We start from the raw sequence: 24,150 nt of genomic DNA on the forward strand, positions 1-24,150 counted from the left end.
CAAATAAGCTTTTATTAACCCAAAAAATCTTAAAATAGCGCCTTTAGGCAATTTGGAAGGAATTCTATGGAAAACGATCGCGCTAAAGGACTAATGCTTGCATTTGTGACCTTTTTTATGTGGGGCGTTTTTCCGATATTTTTCAAGCTCATAAAGGACGTGGATGAGGTGCAAATTTTAGCGCATCGCGTCGTTTGGTCCTTCGTGTTGCTGCTCGTTTTTCTCTGCTTTACGCACCGTTTAAAAAACGTCGCGCGCCTTCTTAGCACCCTTAAAATCGCTCTCACTCTGCTTTGTACGGGACTACTTATCAGCACGAACTGGGGCATTTATATCTACGCGGTAAATTCCGATCAAATTTTAGCCACCAGCCTCGGATATTTTATAAATCCGCTATTTTCGGTGCTTTTGGGCGCTTTGTTTCTGCGCGAGCGGCTAAGCACGGCGGCGAAGCTTTCCCTGCTGCTAGCCTTTGCGGCTATCGGCGTGCAAATTTACGCGCTGGGTAGGCTTCCTATAATCTCGCTCGTGCTGCCGCTTAGCTTTGCATTTTACGGGCTCATACGCAAAAAAGTAAAAGTGCCTAGCTTTGAGGGGCTATTTTGCGAGACGACGCTGATGCTGCTGCCCGCGCTTGCGTTTCTGATCTACTGCGCGCTGAAAGGAAGTGGCGCCTTCGGCTTTAACGTAAGCGGCGCGCTGCTATTTGCAAGCGGACTGATTACGATTTTGCCGCTGCTTACCTTCGCCGTAAGCACGCAGTATCTGCCGCTATCCACGATCGGCTTTATGCAATATATCAGCCCCAGCATGAGTATGCTAATCGCGGTATTTGTTTACGGCGAGGAGCTTGAGACTTATAAAATTTTGAGCTTTTCGCTAATTTGGTTCGGGCTCGCGGTCGTGGGCCTAGACGGCTTAAGGAGAAAAAATGGCTAATTTCGCTTTGATGTTCGCAGTCGCCCTTGCGGTGGGCGCGCTCGTGTATTTTCAGGTCCAAAAGGCTTCCGCGCGCGCAGACGCCGCAGATCCCGAGCTTAGCTCGCAAAGGTATATGAAATTTTGCGATATTTTAGAGGGCAAACTGCGAGATTTAAAGCGGCTTGAACTGCACGACGAAAGCGCTCGCGAGAGCTATCTAGGCGAGCTCGAGACTCTTAGCAAGGAGTTAGTCTATATCAAAACGATGCATCAAAGCAACCTAAACCCCACCGTGTGGGAGGGCAAGCTATTTGAGTTTCTAAGTAAAACGGACGCTCTGATCGAAAAATACGCCGCTAGCGCAGAGCGCTCGCTGCAAGACTGGCGCAAGCAGCTGGAGATGGAATTTAAGAATTTGTAGCGCGAAATTTTAAGCGGCGAATTTCGCGGGTGTCTATATCGGTAGAATTTTAACGCCTAAATTTATATAATTTAACGCACCGCAACTCTTGGAATTTTTAAAATTTACATACGCGCCGGAATTTTTTGCAAACCGCTTGCGTCATAGCGGCAAAATTCCATGTGTTTTATAAAGCAAAAACGACGCAAATTTTAAATCGGCGTAATTTATAGAATTTTGCAAGATACATAGCAACCGCGAAGCCGATAATTGCGTCTGTAAATTTTATAGAATTTACTCATTGGTAGACGCGGTATCTGCAGTCTTGGATCCCGCTTGCTCTAGTTGCTTAGACGCATCGCGCCTTAAAATTTTATCATACTCCTCCACTCTTATCACCTTGCCCTCATACTCTATTTTAAGATCAAATTCCAAGCCTTTTAAGTGCGAATATCTAAAAAATTTATCCAGATCAAAGCCGCTCGCGCCATTAAGCTCATCGCCGCAGAGCGCGGAATAGCGCTTTATAAGCGTATCGTAGATACCAAGTAGCGCTGTATTTGGCGTTACCGAGCCGCATCTATTAAGATCGGGCAGCGAACCTCTGTTAAGCCCGATTGCACCCTTTTCCCAATCCTTTGGCTGCTCCGCCATAGTAAACCTGACCATATCATAATTAAAGCTATCCAACCAGCTCCAAACCAAAATAATCTCATCGTAACAATAATCATCCATATGCTCTAGGTATATTTTCTTATACTTCCTCAACGTATCCAAATCCTTACGGCAGTCATCGTATTTTTTTCGAATACGCTCATCGTCCGGAAGTCCTGCCAAATCGTATTTAAGCAGCAAATTTAGCATACTTGAGTCATATCGTTGCGGCAGCATCTGATAGATGGAGCAGTTCGGCTGCCGCTCATCTTTGCGGTGTTTGAGCGTAAAAGCAATACAATTATCGTCCGTCCAAGCGGTAATCTCAGGTCTTACACCGCTGCTAAGCATAAGCTCCGTCATCTGCAAAAATCCGCCTGCTACGGCGTAATAGAGCGGATCAGATACCGCGCTAGTACCCTCGCTTTTAGGCGTTTCGTAATATTCCCTTACCTGCGCATCGCTAGTATCGGCGACCAAATAGGAATCGCAGCGTCCCGGAGTCGTAAGCCACGGACGAACATATTTAACGCTAGAAAAGCTAGCTCCGTGCTTAAGTAGAACTTCCGCGGCGGCGGTAGAGTTATTTTCGATGGCATAGCTTAGCGCCGAATGAGAAAAATCGTCCGTGCGGTTGATATCCGCTCCGTGATAGATCAGCTCTTCGGTGGTGTTTGCATCGTTGTAAAAACTGGAATACATTATCGCCGTTATACCAAACTGCAGCGGATCGCCCGCAGTGATGCGCTGCTCTCGCATAAATGCCAAAATACGAGCAGTGTCCTTGGAGCGCAAAAGCTTGCGGAAATACTCCATCCGCTCATCGCCCTGCACTACGCGCTCGTCTAAATCTAACTCGGCGCCCAGCCTTTCGTACCGGTACCTCGCTATTGCGGCGCGATCTTCATCCGTTAGCGGCCGATTGGAGGAGTTGCCGGAGGTTGTGGCGCGACTCACCGTGGAATTTTGCGCGGGCTGAGTTTCGGATCTATCCATAAGTGCACCGCCTGTGATCAAGAAAAATAGGCCTGCCGTAACAACCAAACACGCTATGATGAGCTTGGATTTTATCTCCTTCAAAGCAACCTCCGCAAATAAAATGACAAATACTACCGAGTGTGAGCTTAGCCGAATATAAACGGACGGAATTTCACAAGGCAATTTCGCTCAGGCGAAATTTGCAGGGCGAGGTTTAAGAGAGTTTAGGCGCGAAATTTGACCTTCGAAATTTTACCGATAGAATTCCGCGTAGAAATACCGCGGGAGCGAAATTCTACCGACGAAATTTTATCCCAACGACAGGCGGCTAGAATTTCAACAAGCGCTTCTACGCATAAAATTTAGCGCTAAATTTGCCGTATTTGCACTCGGTATCGCTACGAAATTTAGTGACGGCTACCATAAAATATTGAAATTTTAGTTTTAAATTTACCGCCCCTTCGCATATCCTCCTAAATAAAAACCGTATAGTCCTTTTTAATATAGTCTATATTTATATTTTTCTGTAGAAAATACTCTCTAACTTCGTCGTAAATTTCACTGCTATACAAATAAATCAAATAGTAGTGTGCCGATACGACAACGGAATAATATAAATATCCGCCATGCCACGGCTCATCTACTTTTATAAATGGAAAAATTTTAAATCCTTTTATGCCTTTATTTATGCAAAAATACACGACGAATTTTATAAATATATTCGCCACATACATGCAAAGCAAAAATACAAAGAAAAAACCTAACGAGCCGACACAAAATATAACCAACACGATAAAAGATGGGGTTCTAAAATTTTGCGTGGAAAAGTTTTTGCATAATTTATCCTTTTCCACCTTGCACTGCCTTTTAACGACCCCTTTATCTAAAAATTCTATATATTGATCGGTAAATCTTATTTCGCGTTTATTGCGTATCGCGGTAAAGATATATGTAATAACGGAGATTAGTAATATCATTATACAGGCTTCTAAATAATCGTCTACATATATATGCCCAAAATCTACAATATCCCAAATAAAAGATATTAGAAGACCTGATACCTGAAGAAATACAAGAATATGGGCATAAACAAAAAACTTTTCATAATTTTTGATTACTATCGGATCTTTATCGTAGTTCCTAACGTTAGAATTTTTAAATAAAGTAGTATTGTCTGGATCTAAATTTTGAAATTTTCTATCGCGCTCTGCATTTAAATTTAGGCCGTCTAAATTTCGATCATTAGAATTTAAAGTTTTAGAATCTGTATTGTTTAAATCTGAGGCATCGAAATTTGAAGCATTTAAATTTGAGTTATCGGATTTTGAAGTATCAAAATTTAAGACATCAAAATTTTGAGCGTCAGAATTTTCTTGCGATCCTTGCTCTAAATTTTGTTGTCGTTCGTTTAGAATTTTCTTTAGCTCTTCGAGCCTTGCTTCGTTCATCTTTATCCCTCGCTAGCGATCTTAAGCGATTTCGTATTTTACTTCTTTATCGCTTGGGATATTATTAAATTTAAAGCTACTTCGCTTGTCTGACTCAAGCATTTTGGAATTTGTCTATCGAGGTAAAATTTATAAAATTGGAAGATAAATTTAAGCGGGAAAAACCCGCTTAAATTTTATTTGCCGCAGCCGCACTTGCACTGAGCGGCAAGCTTGCGGCGAACATATGCGATTTTGCTTTGAAGCGGAAGGTGCTTAGGGCAGTGGTCTTCGCAGCCTAGCAGCGTCATACAGCCGAATACTCCGTCATCATCGCCGATTAGCTCGTAAAAATCCTCGTCGCTGCGTTTATCCAGCGCATCGATCTGAAAGCGTGCCACGCGGTTGATGCCGACGGCGCCGATGTAGTCTTTTCGCATTATCGCTACGCCGCATGCAGCTACGCAGATACCGCACTCGATGCAGCGATCCAGCTCGAAAACCTCCTGCGCGACCTCAGGCTCGACCTTCTCCTCAAGCTTAGAGATGTCGGTCTCGTGATCGGTGTGGATCCAACTCTCTACGCGTTTGCTCATCGCGTTCATCCAGTTGCCCGTATCAACGCTGAGGTCTTTTAGCAACTTAAAAAATGGAAGCGGCATAAGCTCGATCACGCCGTCCGGATAATCCTTAGTAAGCGTACGGCACGCAAGCTGCGGCTTGCCGTTTACGAGCATACCGCAGCTACCGCAGATACCCGCGCGACAAACGAAGTCGAAGCTTAGCTCGGGATCAAATCTCTCACGAATCACGTTAAGCGCGATAAATAGCGTCATTCCGTCGGTCTCTTCGATCTCGTAAGTAGCGAAGTGCGGCTTTGAAATTTTGCTTAGCGGATTATACTTAAATGCCTTTATTGTTATTTTTCTACTCATATCCTATACCTGCTCTTTCGTTAGGTGCTTTATATTTTGGCTGCAATTCATAATGCATCAATGCCTCTTGAATTTCATATCTGCCTTTGCCCTCGGCTTGCATTTTCTCGCGAATTTCATCGACCTCTTTTTGGCGCACGGCGCTGTCCGGATGCTCGATGATATTGCCTTTGGCGCCGTATCCGCGGAACGCAGGCGGCATCTCCATCTTCATAATATCAAGCGGCTCATAGGTCAAGGTAGGCATCGTATCGCCCTCCTTCCAGCTTGCAAGCGTTCGTTTTAGCCAGTTTAGATCGTCGCGTTTCGGATAATCCTCGCGGAAGTGCGCGCCGCGGCTTTCGGTGCGATCAAGCGCACCCTTGGCGATACAAAGCGCAAGCTTTAACATCTTCGGTACGCGATAAGCCTCCTCGAGCTCCGGATTTCCGAAAAGCTCTTTATTGCTTACTTTGACGTCCAAGGACTGCTTGTAAAGCTCTTCAAGCTCTTTTACGGCTTTGGCTAATCCCTCGCCGGTGCGGAAGATCGCGCAGTGCTCCCACATCACGTCTTTCATCTTGTTTTTTATCTCAAATACGTTAAATTTACCCTCTTTTTCAAGCAGGCTCTTAATGTAATTTTTCTCTTTATCTACGAATTTTTGTATATCGTGCGTATTGATATCGACGTCGTGTCCTTGACAATACTCCGCAAAATACTCGCCCACGATCATGCCCGCGACGACGGTTTCGGCGACGGAATTTCCGCCCAAGCGGTTAAAGCCGTGCATATCCCAGCACGCAGCCTCGCCGGCGCTGAAAAGTCCAGCTAGCGTTGGACTCTCGCCCGTAGCTTTTGTTTTGATGCCGCCCATCGAGTAATGCTGCATAGGAAGGATCGGAGCCCAACCTTTACCGCGCTTTCTGCCCTGCTCGTCGGTTATCACCTCGGTGTCGGCAGGATCGATGCCGTTGAAAATTTCGCAAATTTCTTGTACGTCGCGTAAATTTTTCTCGATATGCTCGCGCCCGAGGATCGAAATGTCGAGCCAAACGTGCTCGCCGTAAGGGCTTTTGACACCCTTGCCTTTTCTTATATGCTCCATTATGCGGCGGCTTACGACGTCGCGGCTAGCAAGTTCCTTTTTCTCGGGCTCATAATCCGGCATAAAGCGGTAGCCGTCCACATCGCGTAAAATTCCGCCGTCGCCGCGGCAACCCTCGGTAAGCAAAATTCCGCTCGGAACGATAGGGGTCGGGTGAAACTGTACCGCTTCCATATTTCCAAGCTGTGCGACGCCGGTCTCAAGCGCGATAGCTGCGCCGATACCCTCGCAAACGACGGCATTTGTAGTGTGTTTATACACTCTGCCGTAGCCGCCTGTAGCGATTAGCGTACCCTTTGAGACGTATGCGATCAGCTCGCCGGTAACCAAATCACGCACGATTGCGCCGTAGCAGCGGTTGTTCGCGTGAATTAGCGCGATCGCTTCTTTTCTATCATGAATATCTACGTTATGCTTTAGTGCTTCGTTTGCAACGGCAAAAAGCATTGTATGTCCCGTAGCATCGGCAGTATAGCAGGTTCGCCATTTTTTCGTACCGCCGAAGTCGCGGCTGTGAATAAGTCCGTGAACCTCATCTTTTTCGCTGATTGTGGTTTTTTGAGCGTTGATAATAGCGCTTCGCTCGCCTCTAGTAATCCTGGTCCAAGGAACACCCCAGCCTGCAAGCTCGCGGATCGCCTTAGGCGCCGTTTGCGCAAACATCCTAGCGACGTCCTGATCGCAGCCCCAGTCGCTTCCTTTTACCGTATCGGCAAAGTGCACGTCCTCGTTGTCGCCCTCGCTCATTTTGGAATTTCCCAGTGACGCCTGCATGCCGCCTTGAGCTGCCGCAGAGTGCGAGCGCTTAACGGGGATCAGGCTCAAAACGATAGTGCTAAGCCCCTTCTCGCCGGTAGCGATCGCAGCTCTTAAGCCCGCCAAACCGCCGCCAATAACTAAAGAATCGCAATATATTACATTCATCCTAAGCTCCCTATTCTAAACTTAACCATTTGAAATCGGCGATTATCGAAAGCAAGAAAAATGCACCCCAAACGATGAAAACCGTCTTTTTGATGAGGGCTCTTTTCCTTTGAATTTCAGCCTTCGTGCCGTCTATGCTGATCCATTTCATATATAATCTATAAATTCCGATGCTAGCGTGAGTTACTACGAAAATCAATAAAACAAAATAAAATAGATGAAGCTGTCCGAAGCGAGCGATAGCAAGATCTGCAGTAATTTTCGGACCGAATACGATCATTAAAATATGAGCCGCCGCAAAGAAAAATAGGAAAAATCCCGTCCAAAACTGAAACCACCAAAGCGTCGTGTCGCAATGCTTCATTCGCATTTTGTGCGCTTTAAACGCTCTGTAAGCGGCGTAGTTAGCCGGAAATTTTCTCATCGCCAAAAATGCGTGAATCACGAAAATCAAGAAAATCACGAAAGCGACGATGTTTGTGACGAAATAAATTCCGCCTGGTTCGGCGAAATGCACGACGCCCTCAAACGCGCCCTTACCGATCAAAATCGTGCCGGTAAATATCATATGACACAGCATAAAACAGGCCAAAATCAGCCCGCTGATGCTTTGCGCCACATCTTGCAAAGCCATAATGCGGCTTTTTTTGCCGTCTATGGATCTGCCCGTAAAGCCCTCAATGCGACCTAGCATAGGTTCTCCTTAAAAAAGATGATTATAAATCCCCGCTAAACGAAAATTTACATTTTTGTAAAGAGATTATATTACTTTTTAACTTTAGATTAATTTAATTTCTGCAAATTAGTTTTTTCTTCAAAGACTGCTTTAAGAAAACTGCTATCAAAAACATCACCAAAGATAAAATTTGCCCCATCGATAAATTTAAAAATATAAAACCAAGCCCATCATCCGGCTGCCTAAAAAATTCTACGAAAAATCTAAACGCCGTATATAGCATCGCATACAGACATATCAACTCGCCGTTAAATTTCTTAAATTTACGGTAGAAAAATAAAATTGCAAAAATAACGAGTCCCTCCAAAACCGCCTCGTAAAGCTGGCTTGGATGACGCAATGTACCGCCCACCAAGATCCCCCATGGCTCGGTCGTTTCGCGCCCGAAAAGCTCCTGATTTAAAAAATTTCCCACGCGTCCGAAAAAATACCCAAGCGGCACGCTAAGCGCCACGAGATCGAGCAGCGCCCACATATCGGTTTTAAATTTTTTGCAAAACCAAACTGTCGCGATCACGAATCCAACGACTGCGCCGTGATAGCTCATACCGCGAATGCCCACGAACTCGCCGTTATGAAAGGGGTTGAAAATTTGCCACGGATGACTGAAATACCACGCCGCCTCGCCCGAATAAATCGCGATATATCCCAGCCGCGCGCCTAAAATGACGCCCACTTCAACCCAGATAAAGTAGCGATCGAGCATCTTATCACTAAAGTTAAGACCATCCTTTTTTACAAAATACTTTGCCATAAATAGCGCCGTAAGCAGCGCCAAAACATACATAATGCCGTACCAGTGCACGTTTATGCCAAACGCACTGAATGCCACGGGATCAAAGTGGGCGTAAATTTCGTTCCAGTAATTCAAATTTTTCCTTTGTTTTAAATTTTAAAATTTGGCTACGTGCACAGGACGCTACGTAACGCATGCTCGGCAAAAGACGCAAAGCGACGCAAGTGCTAGGCGCCAAACTCTAGTTTTCGAACGCTCGATCGCACGCGCGAAACACGTAAGACGCGAATCCTAGCGATAGCGTCAAACGATGCACAGACCACCTCGCATGAAATTTCAAGCGACGACGCCAGATGGGACGCAAGGCGCCTCACGTAAAATTCCAAATGACTATGCCAGACGACATACAAAGCCACACGCAAAACGTCAAAGCGCAAAACGACGCGACGCGGACAAAGCACGCAGCACCCTAATGCAGGCGGCGCAAAATGAGAGCACCGGACGCCTAGAAAAACTCGCAGTGCGCGCAACACAAACGTCGAACGGCACATGCGCAAAATACTGAATGCCACGCAGAATTCACAACGACGCGCGACACAACAAACGCCGACGCACAAAACAGCAAGGCAGACACTTTACATCCGTGCAGATAAAATTCACCTGCCTCGCTTAGCAGCTTGTCGCACCCGCAGGAGCTGTACCGGCTACAGCGCAAGAAACCCCGAAAGCAAGCTCCAGACTTATCTCTACATAGCGCTTTTCTGCACTGAGCGCGCAAAAATACCGAGCGCGCGTTCTAAATTCTAAATTCTAAGTCCCAGCGTCTCTTTCACCACGCGGCAAAAATCCGCCAAAAACCACCCGAGCGCCTTGTAGTAGCTGCTTTTAGCGTTTATCTGCACGTACGTAGCAAGCGCGGAAAAGCTAGGAATGATAAATTGCGCCAGATATAGCGTCAAAATTTTATGCGATTTCGCGTCCGTGTTTTGCTTAAAGATCATAGCAAGCAGTGCTAGCATATTGGCTGCGTGAGCGCTTTTAAGCTCCGCGAAAGGCTTTTTGAAGCGGCATTTTTCATAAAACAGCTCCACTTCGCTTTCGCTTATGAGTTTGAAAAAATCCATCTCAAACGCCTCTTTTAGCGCCTCAAAATCGCGCCCTAGCGCCGCGTAGTCCTCGCCCTGAACCTTTTGCCAAAGCTCATGACCGTTTTTGTTCTCGATATTTTTATTTACGATGATCCAGTTTTTGCCCAAGCCGCGCAACTTCCGCTCATCTATCACGCCCTTAAAATTCGTCGCAAAGATTATGCAGATCACCGAATATAGCTCGCCTAATTTCATCTTTTTCCTTTAAATTTAATCAAATTTCGCTCGCTTTTTTTAGCTTTTCGATGCCGAATTTTTCCCAAATCCTGCTTAAAGATCGATCCAGGCTCTGCTGCTTTTTATCGATCTCGCCAAAAAGCAGCGAGCTGCCCGATTTGCCGCTAAAATTTGAAAGATTTAGCGCTACGTGGATTATCTGCGCGCCTTTTTTAACGTCGCAGAGCCTAAACAGCTCAAGCGCGGTCTCGCTCAGCAAGCTTAGGCTAAAAGCCCTATCCTGGCTGATCTGGTGCGAAAACTCCTCGCGCGATTTGTAGCGGATCTTTAGATCATACGTCGCGGGCTTTAGGCCCCTTGCAAGCACTTCGCCCGCCAAATGACGCGCCAAAATTAAAATTTTACGCCGCAGCTCGTCCCGATCGGCGCACGGCGCGAAACTGCGTCCAAAGCCGATACTTTTGCGCTCGCGCTTTGAGACGACCTCGCCCTCATCCTCGCCGCTAAGGGCTGCGAAAATTTTCCTGCCGTTTGCGCCCATCTTTTCAAAAATTTCTCTATGCCCTAACGCATCGCCGAAGCTTACGATGCCGTATTTACCGAGCGTTTTTTGCGCCGCTTTGCCGATGCCAAAAAATTTCGCTACCGGCACGGCGGATAGCTCGTGCGCAATTTGCGATTTTAAAATTTGCCGCACGCCGAAGGGCTTGGCAAGGCTCGTAGCGAGCTTTGCGATAAGCTTTGCTTCGCTAAGACCTACGCTGCACGGAAGGCTAAAGCGGCGCATAATTTCGCTTTGCAAAAACGCAGCAAAGCTCAGCGCGTCCGCGTCGTAAGCCGTGCCGCGTAAATTTAGAAAAAACTCGTCGATGCTAAATTTTTCGATCTCGGGCGTAAAGCTTAGTAAAAACTCATAAATTTCGCGTGAAGCTTTTCGGTATTCGCCATGCCGCGCGCGCACTAAAATCAACTGCGGGCAGAGTCCGAGCGCGATTTTAACGGGCTGAGCCGAGTGCACGCCGTCCGCTCTGGCCTCGTAGCTCGCGCTTAAAATCACACTACCAAGCTCGCTCTTACCGCCGAAAATCTCCTCGTCGCCGCCTCCGACGACTGCGATCTTTTTGCCCGCAAGCGCGGGATCGGCAAGCCTCGCGACCGAGACGAAGAAGCTGTCCAAATCGATATGAGCTATCAAACTATATCGATCCCGAATCCGCTAAGCCCCGCGTAATCTTTCGGCTCGCTCTTGCTTAAAATTTTGATTTTTCTCACGCCCAGATGCGCTAAAATTTGCGCTCCAATGCCAAAGCTCTTAAAATCGGCGCGATTTTGCGCGGATTTTAGCATCAAAAGCACGCCGCCCTCTTTGCGCAAAACATCCAGATCGCGCATGAAATCGTTAAATTTCGTATCGCTTAAAAACTCCAGATCGCTTGAAATTTTATGAAATTTCACGTTCGTCTGCGCGCTCTTTTCGGGTTCGCCGAAAATATATGCGCGGTGCTTGTTGCCCTCGTGATCGCTCACATCGTAAAATTTCGCCGCTTCGCCGCACAGCAGAGCGCTTTTGGGCTCGCTAAATTTAACGAGCGTTTCGTGCTTTAGGCGGTACTGCACGATCTGTGCGACCGAGATCATATTGATGCCGTGCTGCGCGCAGAATTTTTCCAGATCGTCCCTGCGCGCCATATCGCCGTCGTCTTTGACTATCTCGCAGATCACGGCGCTTTGCGAAAGCCCAGCCAAGCGGCACAGATCCGTAGAGCCCTCGGTGTGCCCCGTGCGGGCGAGCACGCCGCCGCTTTTGGCGATTAGCGGGAAAATATGCCCAGGGCGGACGAAATCATCTGCGCGAGCGCCCACGCGCGACATCAGCTCGATCGTCATATTGCGCTCATACGCGCTTACGCCCGTCTTGGCGCCCTTCGCGTCGATCGTGACGGTAAATGCGGTCTCGTGACTGGAGGTGTTTTTATCGACCATCAAATTTAGATCTAGCTGCTGTGCGATCTGCGGGCTAAGCGCCACGCACAGCACTCCGCGAGCGTGCGTGATCGCAAAATTTACCTTCTGCGCGCTGCTAAAGGTGCTCGCAAACACCAAATCGCCCTCGTTCTCGCGATCGACGTCATCGACCATAACGAGCATCTTGCCGTTTTTCAGATCCTCGATCGCTTGCTCTACGCTAACCATCATCTCTCCTTAAATTTAAGATATTATTGTGCCGTTTTTATTCACGATCGTTTCGCGACCGTCTAGTATGATTTTGACGTAGTCGTCGCTCAGAATTTTAATAACTTCTATCTCGTCGTAAAACATCGGCTTTAAAATTTCATTATCCTCATCATCTAGCAGCCCCCATTTGCCGTCTTTTTTGACTTTAACGTATCCTTCGCAATATTTGATTTCGTCATAATATCCGCACAAAGTATTGTCAAAATCCCAAGCAAGCTCGTATACACAAGACACTACCTCTGTGCCCGTTTTATCGATAAAGCCCCATTTGCCGTCCTTTTCAATCTTTGCTAAGCCTTCGCAAAAACTCCCGGCCCGATCATATATGCAAGGAATAACTTCTTTTCCCATTTCATCGATATATCCCCAATAACCGTTCTTTTTAACGTCCGCCAAGCCTTCGCGAAAAACGCCAACGTCATCATATATACAAGGAACGATCTCTTTGCCGGTTTTATCGATAAAGCCCCAATAGCCGCTTTTTTGAACTTCCGCCAGTTCTTCGTCAAAATTATAAGCATCATCATATATACAAGAAATCACCTCTTTACCCGTTTTATCGATAAAGCCGAATTTATCGTTCTTATTAACCCACGCTAAGCCCTCGCAAAACTCCTCGGCCCGATCATATATGCAGGGAATAACTTCTTTGCCCGTTTTATCGACGAAGCCGAATTTATCGTTTTTTCTAACGCATGCTAGGCCTTCGCTAAAATACGAAACATCATCATAGATACAAGAAGCTATCTCCTTTCCCGTTTTATCGATAAAGCCCCATTTATCGTTCTTTTTAACCCATGCCGATACCATCTCGATCTCCCAAATTTAAATTTTGATTTCCGCGTAAGCCGCCTTGAGCTTCTCAAAAAGCGGGGCGAACGAAACGCCGTTTACGCGGACGTTTGCGATCGTCGTGATGAAATTCGTATCGCGCTGCCACCGCGGCACGAGATGATAGTGCACGTGCTCGGCTATGCCCGCACCCGCGGCGGCGCCGAGATTCATACCGATATTTACGCCGTTTGCACCCAGAGTGCGCTTTAAGATCCCCACTCCGGCGCGCACGTAGCGGCTCATCTCCGCCCACGCATCATCGCTAAGGCACTCGATATTATCGACGTGCTCGTAAGGTATGACCATAAACGCGCCCGGGCTGTAAGGGTAGAGGTTCATCACCCCAAAGCAGTGCCGCGCGCGAAAAAGCACGCCGTTGCGATCGTCAAACGCCGCATCCGCCGCCGCGTCGCAGAAGGGACAGCCGCTTCTTTTTTCGGTAAAATACTCGCTTCGCCAAGGGGCGCAAAGATAATCCATCTCTTTTCCTTTCCGAAATTCCAAAATTCTATGGAATTTTAAAATTTGCGTTTCGCAAAATTCTATGAAATTTGGAATTTAAAACTTCTAAATTTCATAGAATTTTAAATTTACGCGGTCTGCGCTTGCTCGCATGATGCGGAGCTATACACGTGGCAAGCGCGACATGCTTTGCAATCGCGAGGCGCTTCGGCGCAATACGCACTCTGCGGATCGAAGCCCGCGGCGGCCATTGGTGCGCATTTGACGGACACTCATCGCGCGGCAAACATAGCGTCTAAAAGTCCGCACCGTAGCCGTTTGCGCGGCGCATTATAATAAAACTTTGACGCACTCACAGGCGCGGTACGCGATGCCAAACCTGCGCTGCAATCACCATCGCAACACGTGGTAAAATTTAACGCGGCGCGGTCACGCGTAACTGCGGCTCAGTTAAAGCCCAATCGCGATGTATTGCAGCCTACGGGCGGCTTAGATCGCGAGCTGCGATTAAATTTACGGCGCCGTATATAATCGCCAATACTAGGCTTGCGTAAGCGTACGACATGTAGGGCATTGCGGCAAACTCGCAATCCTAAGCAGTCAAATTCCGCAAGCGCAAACCCGCCTGCGCGAAGCTATGCGAAGCGTAAATTTAAACCTCGCTCCGCAGCTGTTCGCGCCATGTGCAATAACAAACTCACGATGCAAAGCGTAGCGTGAATTCTCGCGCGATGTGCGATATTAAATTGCGGCGCGGCGCTAAATTTAAAGAGCCGTTAAATTTTAAAGTCCGCAGAATTTTAAAATTTACTGCTTTAAAATTTCACTCCGTTCGCTAAATTTAACCGCTCGCTTCGGGTTTAAGCTTGCGCTATTAAACGAGCCGAATTTAAATTTTGCCGCTCGCGCCGAGCTTTATCTCGCGCAGCGCAGCGCCGACGTCATTTTGGCGCATAAAATGCTCGCCGATCAAAAACGCATCGACGCCCGCCTCGTGCAAGCTTAAAAGCTGCTCGTGCGAGTGCAGACCGCTTTCGGCGACGATGATCTTGCCGTTTGGAATCAGCGGGATCAGCCGCTCGCTCAGGCTCGTATCGACCTCGAAAGTCTCTAAATTTCGATGGTTGATGCCGATAATATCAGCGCCTGCAAAGACCACTTTTTTCAGATCGTCCTTATCGTGGATCTCGCACAGCGCCTCAAGCCCCAGCCTGCGGGCAAACTCAAGCAGTTCTCTCAGCTCCTTGCCTTCCAGAGCTTTGGCGATCAGCAGGATAAAATCCGCGCCGTAAACCAGCGCCTCTAGGACTTGATAGCGATCTATGATGAAATCCTTGCGCAAAATGGGCGTGTGAGTGTAGCGGCGGATCTGCGGGATGAACTCCAAATCGCCTCTGAAATAATGCGGCTCGGTAAGCACCGAAAAGGCGCTCGCACCTGCATTTTCGTACTCCACGGCAAGGCTTAGCGGCTCAAAATCCTCGCGGATGATCCCCTTACTCGGGCTTGCCTTTTTGATCTCGGCGATAATGCGTAGCGGGTCCTTCTCATCGCTTCTAAGCGCGCTTATGACGTCGCGCGGCTCGTAGGGATTAGCGCTTAGCGAGCGGCCGAGCAGATCCTCGGGTAGCCTTTCTTTACGAAGCGCGAGATCCTCTCGAGTACGTTTTAAAATTTCATCCAAAATCATCGCTACTGCTTTGGTGTCTGAATTTTAGAGCCGGTGGGCTCTTTCGACGTAGAATTTTGCTCTGGTATAAAATCCTGCCTCGATACGGAATTTTGTCTTGACGAGGCAGAATTCTGCGCGGCGGAATTTATAGGCGTCGCAAAATTTTCAGAAGCCGCGGAATTTGGTGTCTGGTTTTGAACCATGGAATTTGCAGACCTGGCAGAATTTTGCGAAGCGGAGTCTTTTGGCGTTAAATCACGCGTTGCAGCGGAGCTTGGACGCGCGGAATCTAACGCGGAGCTTTCGGGCGCCGTAGATTTTATGGAATTAGGCGAAGGAGTTTTTATTGCCGGGCTTTGCGGCGCCTGATCTTTCGGCGTGGAGCCTTTTATCGTAGCGGGGTTTTGCGATATAGAATTCTGCGGCGCTACGCCTGTGCCAGCAGCGCACGCATCGATCGCCTCCAAATGCTCTTTGCCTTCGGGGGAATTAAAAAATTCTGCGTCTTTGATCTTAGCCATTTCATTTTTAGCCTTGTCGCACTCGCCAAGCTTGTAGTATCCCCAAGCAAGCGAGTCCAGATAATACGGCGAGTCGGGGTCTTTTTGTAGAGCGCGGCGGACGAGCTCGATGCCCTTGCGAACGTCTAAATCGTGATCTATTAAGATGTAGCCGTAGTAGTTTAGGTGCACGGGGTCTTTAAGCTGCGGCACGATATTTTCAAATTTTGCCACTACGCTAGATAGGGTCTTGGCATCTACGTTTTTGCCCGCACTTTCATATTCGTAGATCGCCTCGATCGCCAAAAAGTCGTAATTTTTGGTCTTCATAAACTCATCGCGTGCCATTTTAATCGCGGTTTTATAGTCTTTTTTATGCGCGTAGGCATCGATTAGAAGCTCGCGCTTGTAGTCGTATTTCTTCAAAAGCTCGATTATTTTATCAAAGTCGTTTGAGTAGTAATAAATCGCTATCATATCGTCTAAGAATTTATTATCTCCTTTGGCTTCATACAGCGCTTCATCGATCTTAGCGACATCCAAATAGCGTTTATTCGCGCGATACACATCAGCTAGCAGCTCGCACGCCATACCCTGGGCGCAGCCGTAGATGCGCCTATGCGTCTCGATGATGCGGATCGCTCCGTCCGAATCATTGAGTTTATTTAGCAGCACGTCGCATAATCTGATGAGATTTTCGTCAGTTTTGTCTAGCTCATAGGCTTTTTCAAAGTAGGTTTTGGCTAAAGTAAAATTCTCCATCGCATAATATGTCGCCGCTAAGATCGCGTAACTACGCGAAACTGGATCTACGGTGACCAGCTTAAGAGCAGCGGTATTGGCGTTTAGATTATCTTTAATGCCTAAGTAGTAGCCGATTTTTACTCGCAGATACTCAGAGTCTGAGCTTAAGCTCTTTTCGCCGAGCTTTAAATAGCGCGCCGTATTTTTACGATCTTTGATCGCAAAAGCAGTCTTTAGCGCTTCTAGCAGATAAACGGACGAGCCCGTTTTATTGTATACCTTTTCATATAAAAACATCGATGCGACGGGATCTTTATGCAGTAGCTCCAAAGCTGTAAGCAAATCGAAATTTAGCTCGGCGTCTTCTTGCGCTCGCATCGCATGATTTAGCTTTTCTTTGGTTATACTTTTAGCGCTTACGCCGCGATTTATCAAGCTCTTTTTAATTGCATCTTTTGCACCGTTTTTTGTACCAATGCTGGAATTCCGATCAGACGCTTTTTTATCCGTAACAGACTGCTTCGCTGCTGCAGCATTCGTCCTACCCTCCGCACTTAGATACTGCGGCGCTAAAATCATCGCCGCGATTAAAATTCCGCCAAAAACCTTACCCCGATACATTCTTCCTCCAATTCTTTAGTATGCGTTTTAAAATATTCCCAAAATGGAAAGCTACGACACTGCTTCGGGCGCAGCTCGTAAATCCCGCAGTTGCGCTGCGCCTCGTCAAAAAACACGCACGCCAAACCGCCTTCAAAGGGCTTTTCTTTTACGCTAAATTTAGCGCCTATTTTTTGTAAATAAATTTCTTTAAGCCTTGCAGGCGAAATTTTAAATTTTACCGCCAGCGCCGCAATCTCGCTCTCATCTATCCAGATGTAGCCGCTCTCTCCAGTGCAGCACTTGCCGCCGCAGCGCTCGCATGCGCTAGCATCGAAACTAAAGCCGAACTCACTCATAATCCACGCTCGTCAGATCCGCGCTTTTGTAGATCGCGTGGGCTTGTGCGGTGCGCTTTCCGTGCGCACTAGCATAGATCGGAATGGTGATCTCACAGGGCGAGCGCGAGTTCTTACGAGCTTGCAAAAGCGCTAGTTTAGCGGGCTTTGAAATGTCGGGATAGACAAAACCAAGCCTCGTCAAATTTAGCCTAAACTCGCCTAAAAGCTCGCAAATTTTAGCTAGCTTGCCCGCCTCGTAGCAAAAAATAAGCGTACCGCCAGGCTTAAGATGAGCATTCGCAGATCGCACGAAATCCCGTAGGCTAAGGCTTGCTGCGCTCTTACTAAGCGCCATATGAGGCTCTTTGCTAAGCGAAATGCGCTCTCGATAAAAGGGCGGATTTGAGACGATAAAGTCAAAACGCTTTTTGCTTTTAAACTCCGCGAAATCCGCGTGCAAAATCTCGGCAGGCAGATCGTTTTGCAAAGAATTTAGCCTTAAGATTTCTAAATTTCGCTCTTGAATTTCTAGCAAGCTTAGATTGATGCTTTTAAAATCGCGTTTTAGCAAAAGCCCTAAAATTCCACATCCTGCGCCCACATCCAGCACGTCGCCGTATATCGCTCGCGGATTTAGAGCGCCTTTTAAGCTACGCTCATTGCAAGCGGCAAACCAGCCGTCACGCAAGCACTCCGCAGCAAAATCCTCGCGCACCTTGGCGTCTTCAAATTTGCTCGCGAAATCTTTATCGTACGTCTTTTGAGATTCTAAAGGCTGCGCGATTTGCTCGTCACAAAATTTAAAATTTTCACCGCTTGCGATATCAGGCTTTAAAGCATGCCAGGCTTCGTCGCTTTGAAAATCGGAATTTTTGCAGCGCTCGCTTTGAAATTTCTCCTGAAATTCCGCTTGAAATTTCATTTTAAATTCCGCCTTAAGTTCAGCACAGCCCTTACTTCCAAAATCGTGATCATTCCCCACGCTATGGTTAGCGGCATACGACTCTTCTTTGCTAAAAGCGCAATCCTCGGCGCAAAATCCCGCTTCACCGCCTGCGAAATCCGAAGCGCAAAACTGCGCATTAAAGCCTCCATCTGTCGCGTCTTTAAATTCCGCGCCACAGCCCAGCGTCCAAGAGCCATTTTGCGATGCTGCGTCAGTTTTACGCACACCTGAGCTTCTTATAAAATTCCACAAAAAAATCGTATCGCTCGTGTAGCGATAGCCCTTTTTTGGCTGATAAAGCCTCATCTGCGGATATTTTTGATGATGGTATGGGCGTGATTTATAGCCACCACGATCGATCCGCCGCTTCTGCTGATGAGATCTCCGCCGACGTAAAGCCCACTAGTGGCAGTTTGAAGATTTTCATCCACGATCGGCACGCCGTTTTCGTCGTAAGCGATGCCGCATTTTTTAAGAAAATCAATCGGGCTCGTGCCGCCGATCGCGTATATCACGCGGTCAAACACGAGCTCGGTGCCATCATCAAATTTTACCAGCACCTTGCCGTTTTCATTCTCAAGAGCCTCTATATCGATGCCTAAACGCAAGATGATGTTGCCGTATTTGGTCTCGCGCATTACGTCGCTTTCGTTCGTCTCGTTTAGGCGGGTAAATTTAGGCTTGCGATAGCAAAGCGTCACGACATTGGTCTTGCATAGCGCTATAGCGTATTCTGCAGCTGAGTTACCGCCTCCGACAACTAGAATTTTTTCATTGATCGTGCATTTATCGAGATTGAAATTTACGCGTTGCGTGATCGAAGGCGGAATTTTATAAGCGGGCTTATTAGGCTTGCCCATCCTACCAATTGCGACGATGACGTTGCGCGCGCGGTATCCAGCCGAGCTAGTCGTGATATAAAATTCATCTGCGTGCTTTTCGATCTTTTCGACCTCACTTTTGAAATTCGTATCGATTTCATCGCTATCTAAGAGCTCGTCAAAATAATTTAGCACGCTCTCTTTCGTGCCGGTTTCAAACGAAATAGAGCCGCGCGTCTCGCTGTCAAAACCTTTATATTCTTTATCGACGCGCTTTTTATCTTTGTAAAACTGCCTAATCGTTTGAGAGTGGTTGTCGCCTTTTTCAAGCAGAAGTACGTGCGCAAGCCCGTTTCTTTTGGCTTCTACTACGGAAGCGATGCCGCAAGGACCGCCGCCGATCACCGCCAAGTCGTAAACGTCTATCATAAATTTCCTTTAATCTTTTAAATTTCATACGAAATTATAGTAAAAATTCCATTAAAATCAGTGGAATTTCCTAGCAATTTCGCAGCTTAAATTTAAAATTTTAACGCTTTAAGATGCTTGCTTGGCTAAATTTGAAAAGACATAATTTTCTCCGTTTAAATTTTAAATTCCAAGACGCCAATCCGTTTATAAAAGTTCATGCGGCGGAACAGTAGAAGCACAGCAAGAGAGGCAGATTTTAAAATTTCACTTTGCCAAGATGGAATTTTGCGAGCTAAGATAAAGCGGCAAGAGCGGTAAAATTTTAAAATTTTACCGCCCAGGCAAAAGTTTTTAATAGAAGCTTTAAGGCTAGTTAAAATTTAGCGTATATTTTATGCTAAAGTTAAATTCCATATCTTTCTCGACCTTTGGAAAGCTACCTTTTGTGCGCTCGACTGCGCTTAATGCACCCTCATCAAGCGAATCGACATTCGAAGAAGACGTAACGCGAAGACCCTTAACATCACCGCTTGCCGTATAGGTAAAGTGCACGCCTACGACGCCGATTTTACGCATACGTTGGGCATTTTTAGGATAATGCGACTGCGCGTAGCGCGAAATAATGGCAAAAATTTTCTTGCCGACATCGCTATTGCTAGGATCGCCGCGGCTTGTTATAGCGTCGCTACCGCCGCCTGCGCTACTGGAGCCGCCGCCCCCGCCGCTACCCAGCGAAATAGGCTTTGTCGGGTCAAATTTCGCCGTTAAATTCCTATCGCTGCTTTGAACTTTATGCTCTTTTTTCGGCTTAGGTTTTTCGATCGGTTTTGGTTTTTCTACCGGCTTTGGCTTGGGCTTTTCGACCGGTTTTGGTTTTTCGACTACAGGCTCTGGTATAGGCTCCGGTTCAGGAATCGGCTCGGGCTCCGGTATTGGCTCCGGCTCAGGCGGAGTTGGTTCGGGTTCGGGTTCGGGCTCGGGCTCCGGCGGAGTGGGCTCTGGCTCAGGATCCGGTTCGGACTGATCGGAAGGAGGCGGGATATTGGGCTCATCGGAGATATCGCCCTGCTTGGCATCATCCATTATGCTATCGATGGAAAAAGCTATCATATCGGGCATGCTAGGCGGCTTCGGTGCCGACGATAAAAGAGCAAAAACACCCACAGCGATGATGCAATGCAGCACCAAAGATACGATGAAGCCTATTGCGCTATCTTTATTCATTGCTCTTTTTCGGTCACGATCGCAAATTTTTCATGGCCCGCCTTTTTTAGGACATCCATGATAGAAATGAAAGAGGCAAATTTCGAGTCTTTATCGTTTTTTAGCACGACAAGATCGTTTTTATCGAGAGCGGCAATTTTTTTCTCAAGCTCATCCTCGCTTATTGCGACATCGTCTAGATAAATTTTAGATTCGCTATCCACTTTGATGGTAACTTTTTTATCCTCTTGCGGGTTTTGCGAGCTTGAAGAAGATGGAAGATTTACCTTAATATGCCCCTGCGCAATGAAAGTCGAGACACTAAGCACGATCGCTAGCAGCACCAGCATAATGTCGATGAACGGGACGATATTTAGCCCGTCTCGTCTAGGAATGCTCATTTATTTAACCTCATCGTAGCGGTTTAGAAGCACATCTACCTTGCGAACAAAGCCATTGTAGATGATGAGCGTAGGTACGGCGACGACTAGACCGGTAGCCGTAGCTTTAAGCGCAAGCGAGAGACCTTGCATGATAGCCTTGGTATCGATACCGCTTGCAGTACTCATATCAAAAAATGTGATCATAATGCCGATGACAGTACCTAAAAGACCGATGTACGGAGCATTTGAATAAACAATATAAAGTGTCGTTAAATTTTTTGTCAGAGCCTCTTCATATAGCGCCTTGCTTTTGTAATCGCTCGCCTTAACCTTCGAATAAAAAAGCAGCCTTTCGATAGTAAACCACACGACTAAAAAGCTCATAAATCCGAGGATCGCAAAGATAATGTAATCCACGTAATGCGCCAAAAATTCCATAATGCCCATAAGCTCTCCTTAAAAATTTTAAAAATTTTTATAAATTCAGCAAAGTGCCTTGCCAAAAAATGAGCGATTTTATCAAAAGTAGATTTAATTTTTACTAAAATTTTGATGATCGATATTTAAATTATATTTTATCATTTAGCTTTATTTAATGATAATAAAGCATTCGGAGATAAAATTGTAATGATTTTAAAATGTCTTGATAATTAATATAAAATAAAGGATTAATTTTATATTATTCGCCGTTTTTTAATCTTATTATCATTTGGGAATTTCGTATGAAAAAATTTCATCTGGCTTTGTCTTTGTGCGCGGTTCTTTGCTTAAGCGCACAAGCAGACGAGAAATCAAGCGCTACGGACGCGTCCAAAAGTAAGGATTCAAATACGCAAAGCCTGGGCGTAATCGAAGTTACTAGCGATTCTAGCACGCCTAGCACCGTGGATGATGTCAAAATCAACACCCGCAACGCTACGCTCGTAAAAGACGTATTTCGCGACATCCCAGGCGTTTATGTGGGCGGCACCAACGGCATGAATCAAAAAATTTATATGCGCGGCGTGAGCGATCGCGGTCTAAATATCACGATTGACGGCGCGAAACAAAACGGCAATACCTTCCACCACAACGCCGATTTACTAATCGATCCTGATCTTATCAAAGCCGTAGAGGTCGATGTAGGCGCGCGCTCGGTCGTAAACGGCTCGGGCGCCTTGGGTGGCTCGGTAGCTTTTAAGACTGTGGATGCCAACGACCTGCTCGAAGAGGGTCAGGATATCGGCGCCAAGCTCAAAGTGGGCTATACAAGCAATAACGAAGGCTATTCGCAAAGCGCGATGCTTTATGGCAGGGCGTTTGATAGCCTAGATATGCTTGCTGCGTTTAAGCACTACGGATACGGCTTCGGCGAATCCGGCAATGGCAAACCTACGGGCGGTGATGGCAACGATATAAATTATCTATTCAAGGCGGGCTATAGCTTTTTGGATTTTCATAAAATTTCGCTCTCTACCGAGCATATGCAGTATAAAGGTCTCTATCCGCTGCGACCGGAATTCGGCTCTTGGCTGAACGGACAGCTGGATAACCGCAAATACGAGCGCGATACGCACACGATCAAATACACGTATAATCCAAGCGACTTGCTAGAACTCGACATCACGGGATACTACACCAAGCATCAACGCATCGGATCAACCTCGACAAATGTAAAATGGGGCGTCGAGACCAAGGGCGGCAAAATCGGCGCTAAGAGTAAATTTGAAACGGGCGATCTGGCTCATACGCTACGCTACGGCTTTGATTACTACCGCTCCGAAAACTACGTTAAGCCCGGCAATCTACGCCCCGAGAAGGTCGATAATTATAGCTTTTATATCGAGGATGCTATGCGCTACGGCGGGCTTACGGTAACTCCTGGCGTGCGCTACGAAAGGCACGAGCTAAAGACTTACAACGGCAGAGGCACTAATATCTCTAGCTACAAATATAAATTTGACGAAGTAAGCCCCGCCTTGGCGCTTGATTACGAGATCGGCGCGGGATTTGGAGCGTTTGCAAGCTATGCGCGAGTATTTAGAGGACCTGACGTAATGGAGAGCATGATGGCTGCGGGTACTAGCCGCGGCAGACCACTAAGCTGGATGGCCAATGAAAATTTAAAGGCCACTACGGGTAACGCCTACGAAATAGGCGGTCGCTACAAAAGCGAGCTAGGAGAGAATTCCTCGGTAAGCCTAACTGCGAAGTATTTCAGAACGGAGTATAAAAATCTCATCGTAGATAACAATGCTCGCGGCGGCGTTATCGGCTGCCCGGGAGGCGCGCAGGGCACCTTATGCAGGGCTAACGCAGGCGGTGCGGATATCGACGGCGTCGAGCTCTTCGCAAGATTGATATTAGATGATTTGAGCCTTGCTGCGGGTTACACCCACCAGCACGTAGAATATAAAGACCGCGTGCGCAGCGGCTCGGGCTATCTAAGCTCAAACATCATCGGCTACCGCGACTATGGCGATAAATACACCTTCAATGCCGAGTACGCAATCTCTGCGGCGGATCTACTGCTGGGCTATAACTTGCTCTTTTTCGACTCCAAAAACGTAGCCTCCGCAAATAGCGACGAAAAAACAAAAGTGCCTAGCTACGCGGTTCACGATCTATATGTGACCTACGCTCCGGATGGCGGACGATTTAAAGGGCTTGAGATCAACGCGGGCGTTTACAATCTCTTTGATAAAGCCTACGCGTCGCACTCGCAGCGCAGCGCCGATTTCACCGGTGATTCAAACGTTATCGACTGGGAGCCTGGACGAAATTTCAAGCTAAGCGTGGCGTATAAATTTTAAAGCTTACGCGAGATGATCGCACGAAATTTTGCACGCTAAAGCGGCGAAATTTTAAAAATTCAAGCCCTTGGAATTTCAAAATT

The 24,150-nt window shown here is 46.9% G+C and carries 23 protein-coding genes; 4 read left to right on the forward strand and 19 right to left on the reverse strand.

The genetic code is table 11. From position 1 onward, the window contains the following. The first annotated feature begins 66 nt into the window (after positions 1 to 66). Both rarD and Q0600_RS04025 read left to right on the forward strand, forming a co-directional pair. Complete coding sequence (rarD, locus tag Q0600_RS04020; protein WP_298757173.1) at positions 67 to 939, forward strand: EamA family transporter RarD; 873 nt, start codon at positions 67 to 69, stop codon at positions 937 to 939. Beyond that, on the forward strand, positions 932 to 1,342 hold the full coding sequence (locus Q0600_RS04025; protein ID WP_298061691.1) for a hypothetical protein: 411 nt from the start codon (positions 932 to 934) through the stop codon (positions 1,340 to 1,342). The genes rarD and Q0600_RS04025 overlap by 8 nt, the downstream gene beginning before the upstream one ends. Positions 1,343 to 1,615: 273 nt before the next feature. Here Q0600_RS04025 and Q0600_RS04030 read toward each other — a convergent pair whose 3' ends face one another. From Q0600_RS04030 to lgt, 6 genes are all read right to left on the reverse strand, one after another. Further along, positions 1,616 to 3,055: an ankyrin repeat domain-containing protein gene (locus Q0600_RS04030; protein WP_298757176.1), complete on the reverse strand. Its 1,440-nt coding sequence runs from the start codon at positions 3,053 to 3,055 to the stop codon at positions 1,616 to 1,618. A gap of 371 nt (positions 3,056 to 3,426) precedes the next feature. Further along, on the reverse strand, positions 3,427 to 4,401 hold the full coding sequence (locus Q0600_RS04035) for a hypothetical protein (RefSeq protein WP_298757179.1): 975 nt from the start codon (positions 4,399 to 4,401) through the stop codon (positions 3,427 to 3,429). A gap of 176 nt (positions 4,402 to 4,577) precedes the next feature. Then, complete coding sequence (locus Q0600_RS04040) at positions 4,578 to 5,315, reverse strand: fumarate reductase iron-sulfur subunit (protein WP_298757181.1); 738 nt, start codon at positions 5,313 to 5,315, stop codon at positions 4,578 to 4,580. Next, complete coding sequence (locus tag Q0600_RS04045; protein ID WP_298757183.1) at positions 5,308 to 7,326, reverse strand: fumarate reductase flavoprotein subunit; 2,019 nt, start codon at positions 7,324 to 7,326, stop codon at positions 5,308 to 5,310. The genes Q0600_RS04040 and Q0600_RS04045 overlap by 8 nt, the downstream gene beginning before the upstream one ends. Before the next feature lie 10 nt (positions 7,327 to 7,336). Continuing rightward, positions 7,337 to 8,020: a fumarate reductase cytochrome b subunit gene (locus Q0600_RS04050; protein WP_298757186.1), complete on the reverse strand. Its 684-nt coding sequence runs from the start codon at positions 8,018 to 8,020 to the stop codon at positions 7,337 to 7,339. A gap of 94 nt (positions 8,021 to 8,114) precedes the next feature. Beyond that, entirely contained in the window at positions 8,115 to 8,933 is an 819-nt protein-coding gene (lgt, locus tag Q0600_RS04055; protein WP_298757188.1) for a prolipoprotein diacylglyceryl transferase, read from the reverse strand. Positions 8,934 to 9,126: 193 nt separating this feature from the next. Here lgt and Q0600_RS04060 point away from each other — a divergent pair, with 193 nt between their 5' ends. Further along, positions 9,127 to 9,363 carry a hypothetical protein gene (locus Q0600_RS04060; RefSeq protein WP_298757191.1) on the forward strand — a complete coding sequence of 79 codons (237 nt, stop codon included), beginning with the start codon at positions 9,127 to 9,129 and terminating at the stop codon, positions 9,361 to 9,363. 238 nt (positions 9,364 to 9,601) lie between these two features. Here Q0600_RS04060 and Q0600_RS04065 read toward each other — a convergent pair whose 3' ends face one another. The 13 genes from Q0600_RS04065 to exbB all read right to left on the reverse strand — a co-directional run bounded on the left by Q0600_RS04065 (position 9,602) and on the right by exbB (position 21,713). Then, positions 9,602 to 10,141 carry a hypothetical protein gene (locus Q0600_RS04065; RefSeq protein ID WP_298757194.1) on the reverse strand — a complete coding sequence of 180 codons (540 nt, stop codon included), beginning with the start codon at positions 10,139 to 10,141 and terminating at the stop codon, positions 9,602 to 9,604. A 19-nt stretch (positions 10,142 to 10,160) separates the two neighbouring features. Further along, entirely contained in the window at positions 10,161 to 11,318 is a 1,158-nt protein-coding gene (locus Q0600_RS04070) for a DNA polymerase IV (protein WP_298757197.1), read from the reverse strand. After that, on the reverse strand, positions 11,315 to 12,316 hold the full coding sequence (locus Q0600_RS04075) for a bifunctional 3,4-dihydroxy-2-butanone 4-phosphate synthase/GTP cyclohydrolase II (protein WP_298757200.1): 1,002 nt from the start codon (positions 12,314 to 12,316) through the stop codon (positions 11,315 to 11,317). The genes Q0600_RS04070 and Q0600_RS04075 overlap by 4 nt, the downstream gene beginning before the upstream one ends. A gap of 15 nt (positions 12,317 to 12,331) precedes the next feature. Further along, the gene (locus tag Q0600_RS04080; protein WP_298757203.1) at positions 12,332 to 13,168 is read right to left on the reverse strand and encodes a WG repeat-containing protein; all 837 of its coding nucleotides are present in this window, start codon (positions 13,166 to 13,168) and stop codon (positions 12,332 to 12,334) included. A 15-nt stretch (positions 13,169 to 13,183) separates the two neighbouring features. Beyond that, positions 13,184 to 13,672, reverse strand: a complete 489-nt coding sequence (locus tag Q0600_RS04085) for an HIT domain-containing protein (RefSeq protein WP_298757206.1) — start codon at positions 13,670 to 13,672, stop codon at positions 13,184 to 13,186. Positions 13,673 to 14,543: 871 nt separating this feature from the next. Continuing rightward, positions 14,544 to 15,344, reverse strand: a complete 801-nt coding sequence (trpC, locus tag Q0600_RS04090) for an indole-3-glycerol phosphate synthase TrpC (RefSeq protein WP_298757208.1) — start codon at positions 15,342 to 15,344, stop codon at positions 14,544 to 14,546. 2 nt (positions 15,345 to 15,346) lie between these two features. Further along, entirely contained in the window at positions 15,347 to 17,191 is a 1,845-nt protein-coding gene (locus Q0600_RS04095; RefSeq protein ID WP_298757210.1) for a hypothetical protein, read from the reverse strand. Next, positions 17,158 to 17,529 carry a YkgJ family cysteine cluster protein gene (locus Q0600_RS04100; protein ID WP_298704670.1) on the reverse strand — a complete coding sequence of 124 codons (372 nt, stop codon included), beginning with the start codon at positions 17,527 to 17,529 and terminating at the stop codon, positions 17,158 to 17,160. The genes Q0600_RS04095 and Q0600_RS04100 overlap by 34 nt, the downstream gene beginning before the upstream one ends. Next, on the reverse strand, positions 17,522 to 18,763 hold the full coding sequence (locus Q0600_RS04105; RefSeq protein ID WP_298757213.1) for a methyltransferase: 1,242 nt from the start codon (positions 18,761 to 18,763) through the stop codon (positions 17,522 to 17,524). The genes Q0600_RS04100 and Q0600_RS04105 overlap by 8 nt, the downstream gene beginning before the upstream one ends. After that, entirely contained in the window at positions 18,760 to 19,707 is a 948-nt protein-coding gene (locus Q0600_RS04110; RefSeq protein ID WP_005872145.1) for an NAD(P)-binding domain-containing protein, read from the reverse strand. The genes Q0600_RS04105 and Q0600_RS04110 overlap by 4 nt, the downstream gene beginning before the upstream one ends. 351 nt (positions 19,708 to 20,058) lie before the next feature. Next, positions 20,059 to 20,913, reverse strand: coding sequence for an energy transducer TonB (locus Q0600_RS04115; RefSeq protein ID WP_298103862.1), 855 nt, complete (start codon positions 20,911 to 20,913; stop codon positions 20,059 to 20,061). Beyond that, positions 20,910 to 21,293, reverse strand: a complete 384-nt coding sequence (exbD, locus tag Q0600_RS04120; protein WP_297882886.1) for a TonB system transport protein ExbD — start codon at positions 21,291 to 21,293, stop codon at positions 20,910 to 20,912. The genes Q0600_RS04115 and exbD overlap by 4 nt, the downstream gene beginning before the upstream one ends. Then, on the reverse strand, positions 21,294 to 21,713 hold the full coding sequence (exbB, locus tag Q0600_RS04125; RefSeq protein WP_040304198.1) for a TonB-system energizer ExbB: 420 nt from the start codon (positions 21,711 to 21,713) through the stop codon (positions 21,294 to 21,296). Positions 21,714 to 21,997: 284 nt separating this feature from the next. Here exbB and Q0600_RS04130 point away from each other — a divergent pair, with 284 nt between their 5' ends. Continuing rightward, the gene (locus Q0600_RS04130; protein WP_298757217.1) at positions 21,998 to 24,067 is read left to right on the forward strand and encodes a TonB-dependent receptor; all 2,070 of its coding nucleotides are present in this window, start codon (positions 21,998 to 22,000) and stop codon (positions 24,065 to 24,067) included. Positions 24,068 to 24,150 lie beyond the last annotated feature (83 nt).

Origin of the sequence: uncultured Campylobacter sp., assembly GCF_938041645.1 — a bacterium.
GTDB lineage: Bacteria > Campylobacterota > Campylobacteria > Campylobacterales > Campylobacteraceae > Campylobacter_B.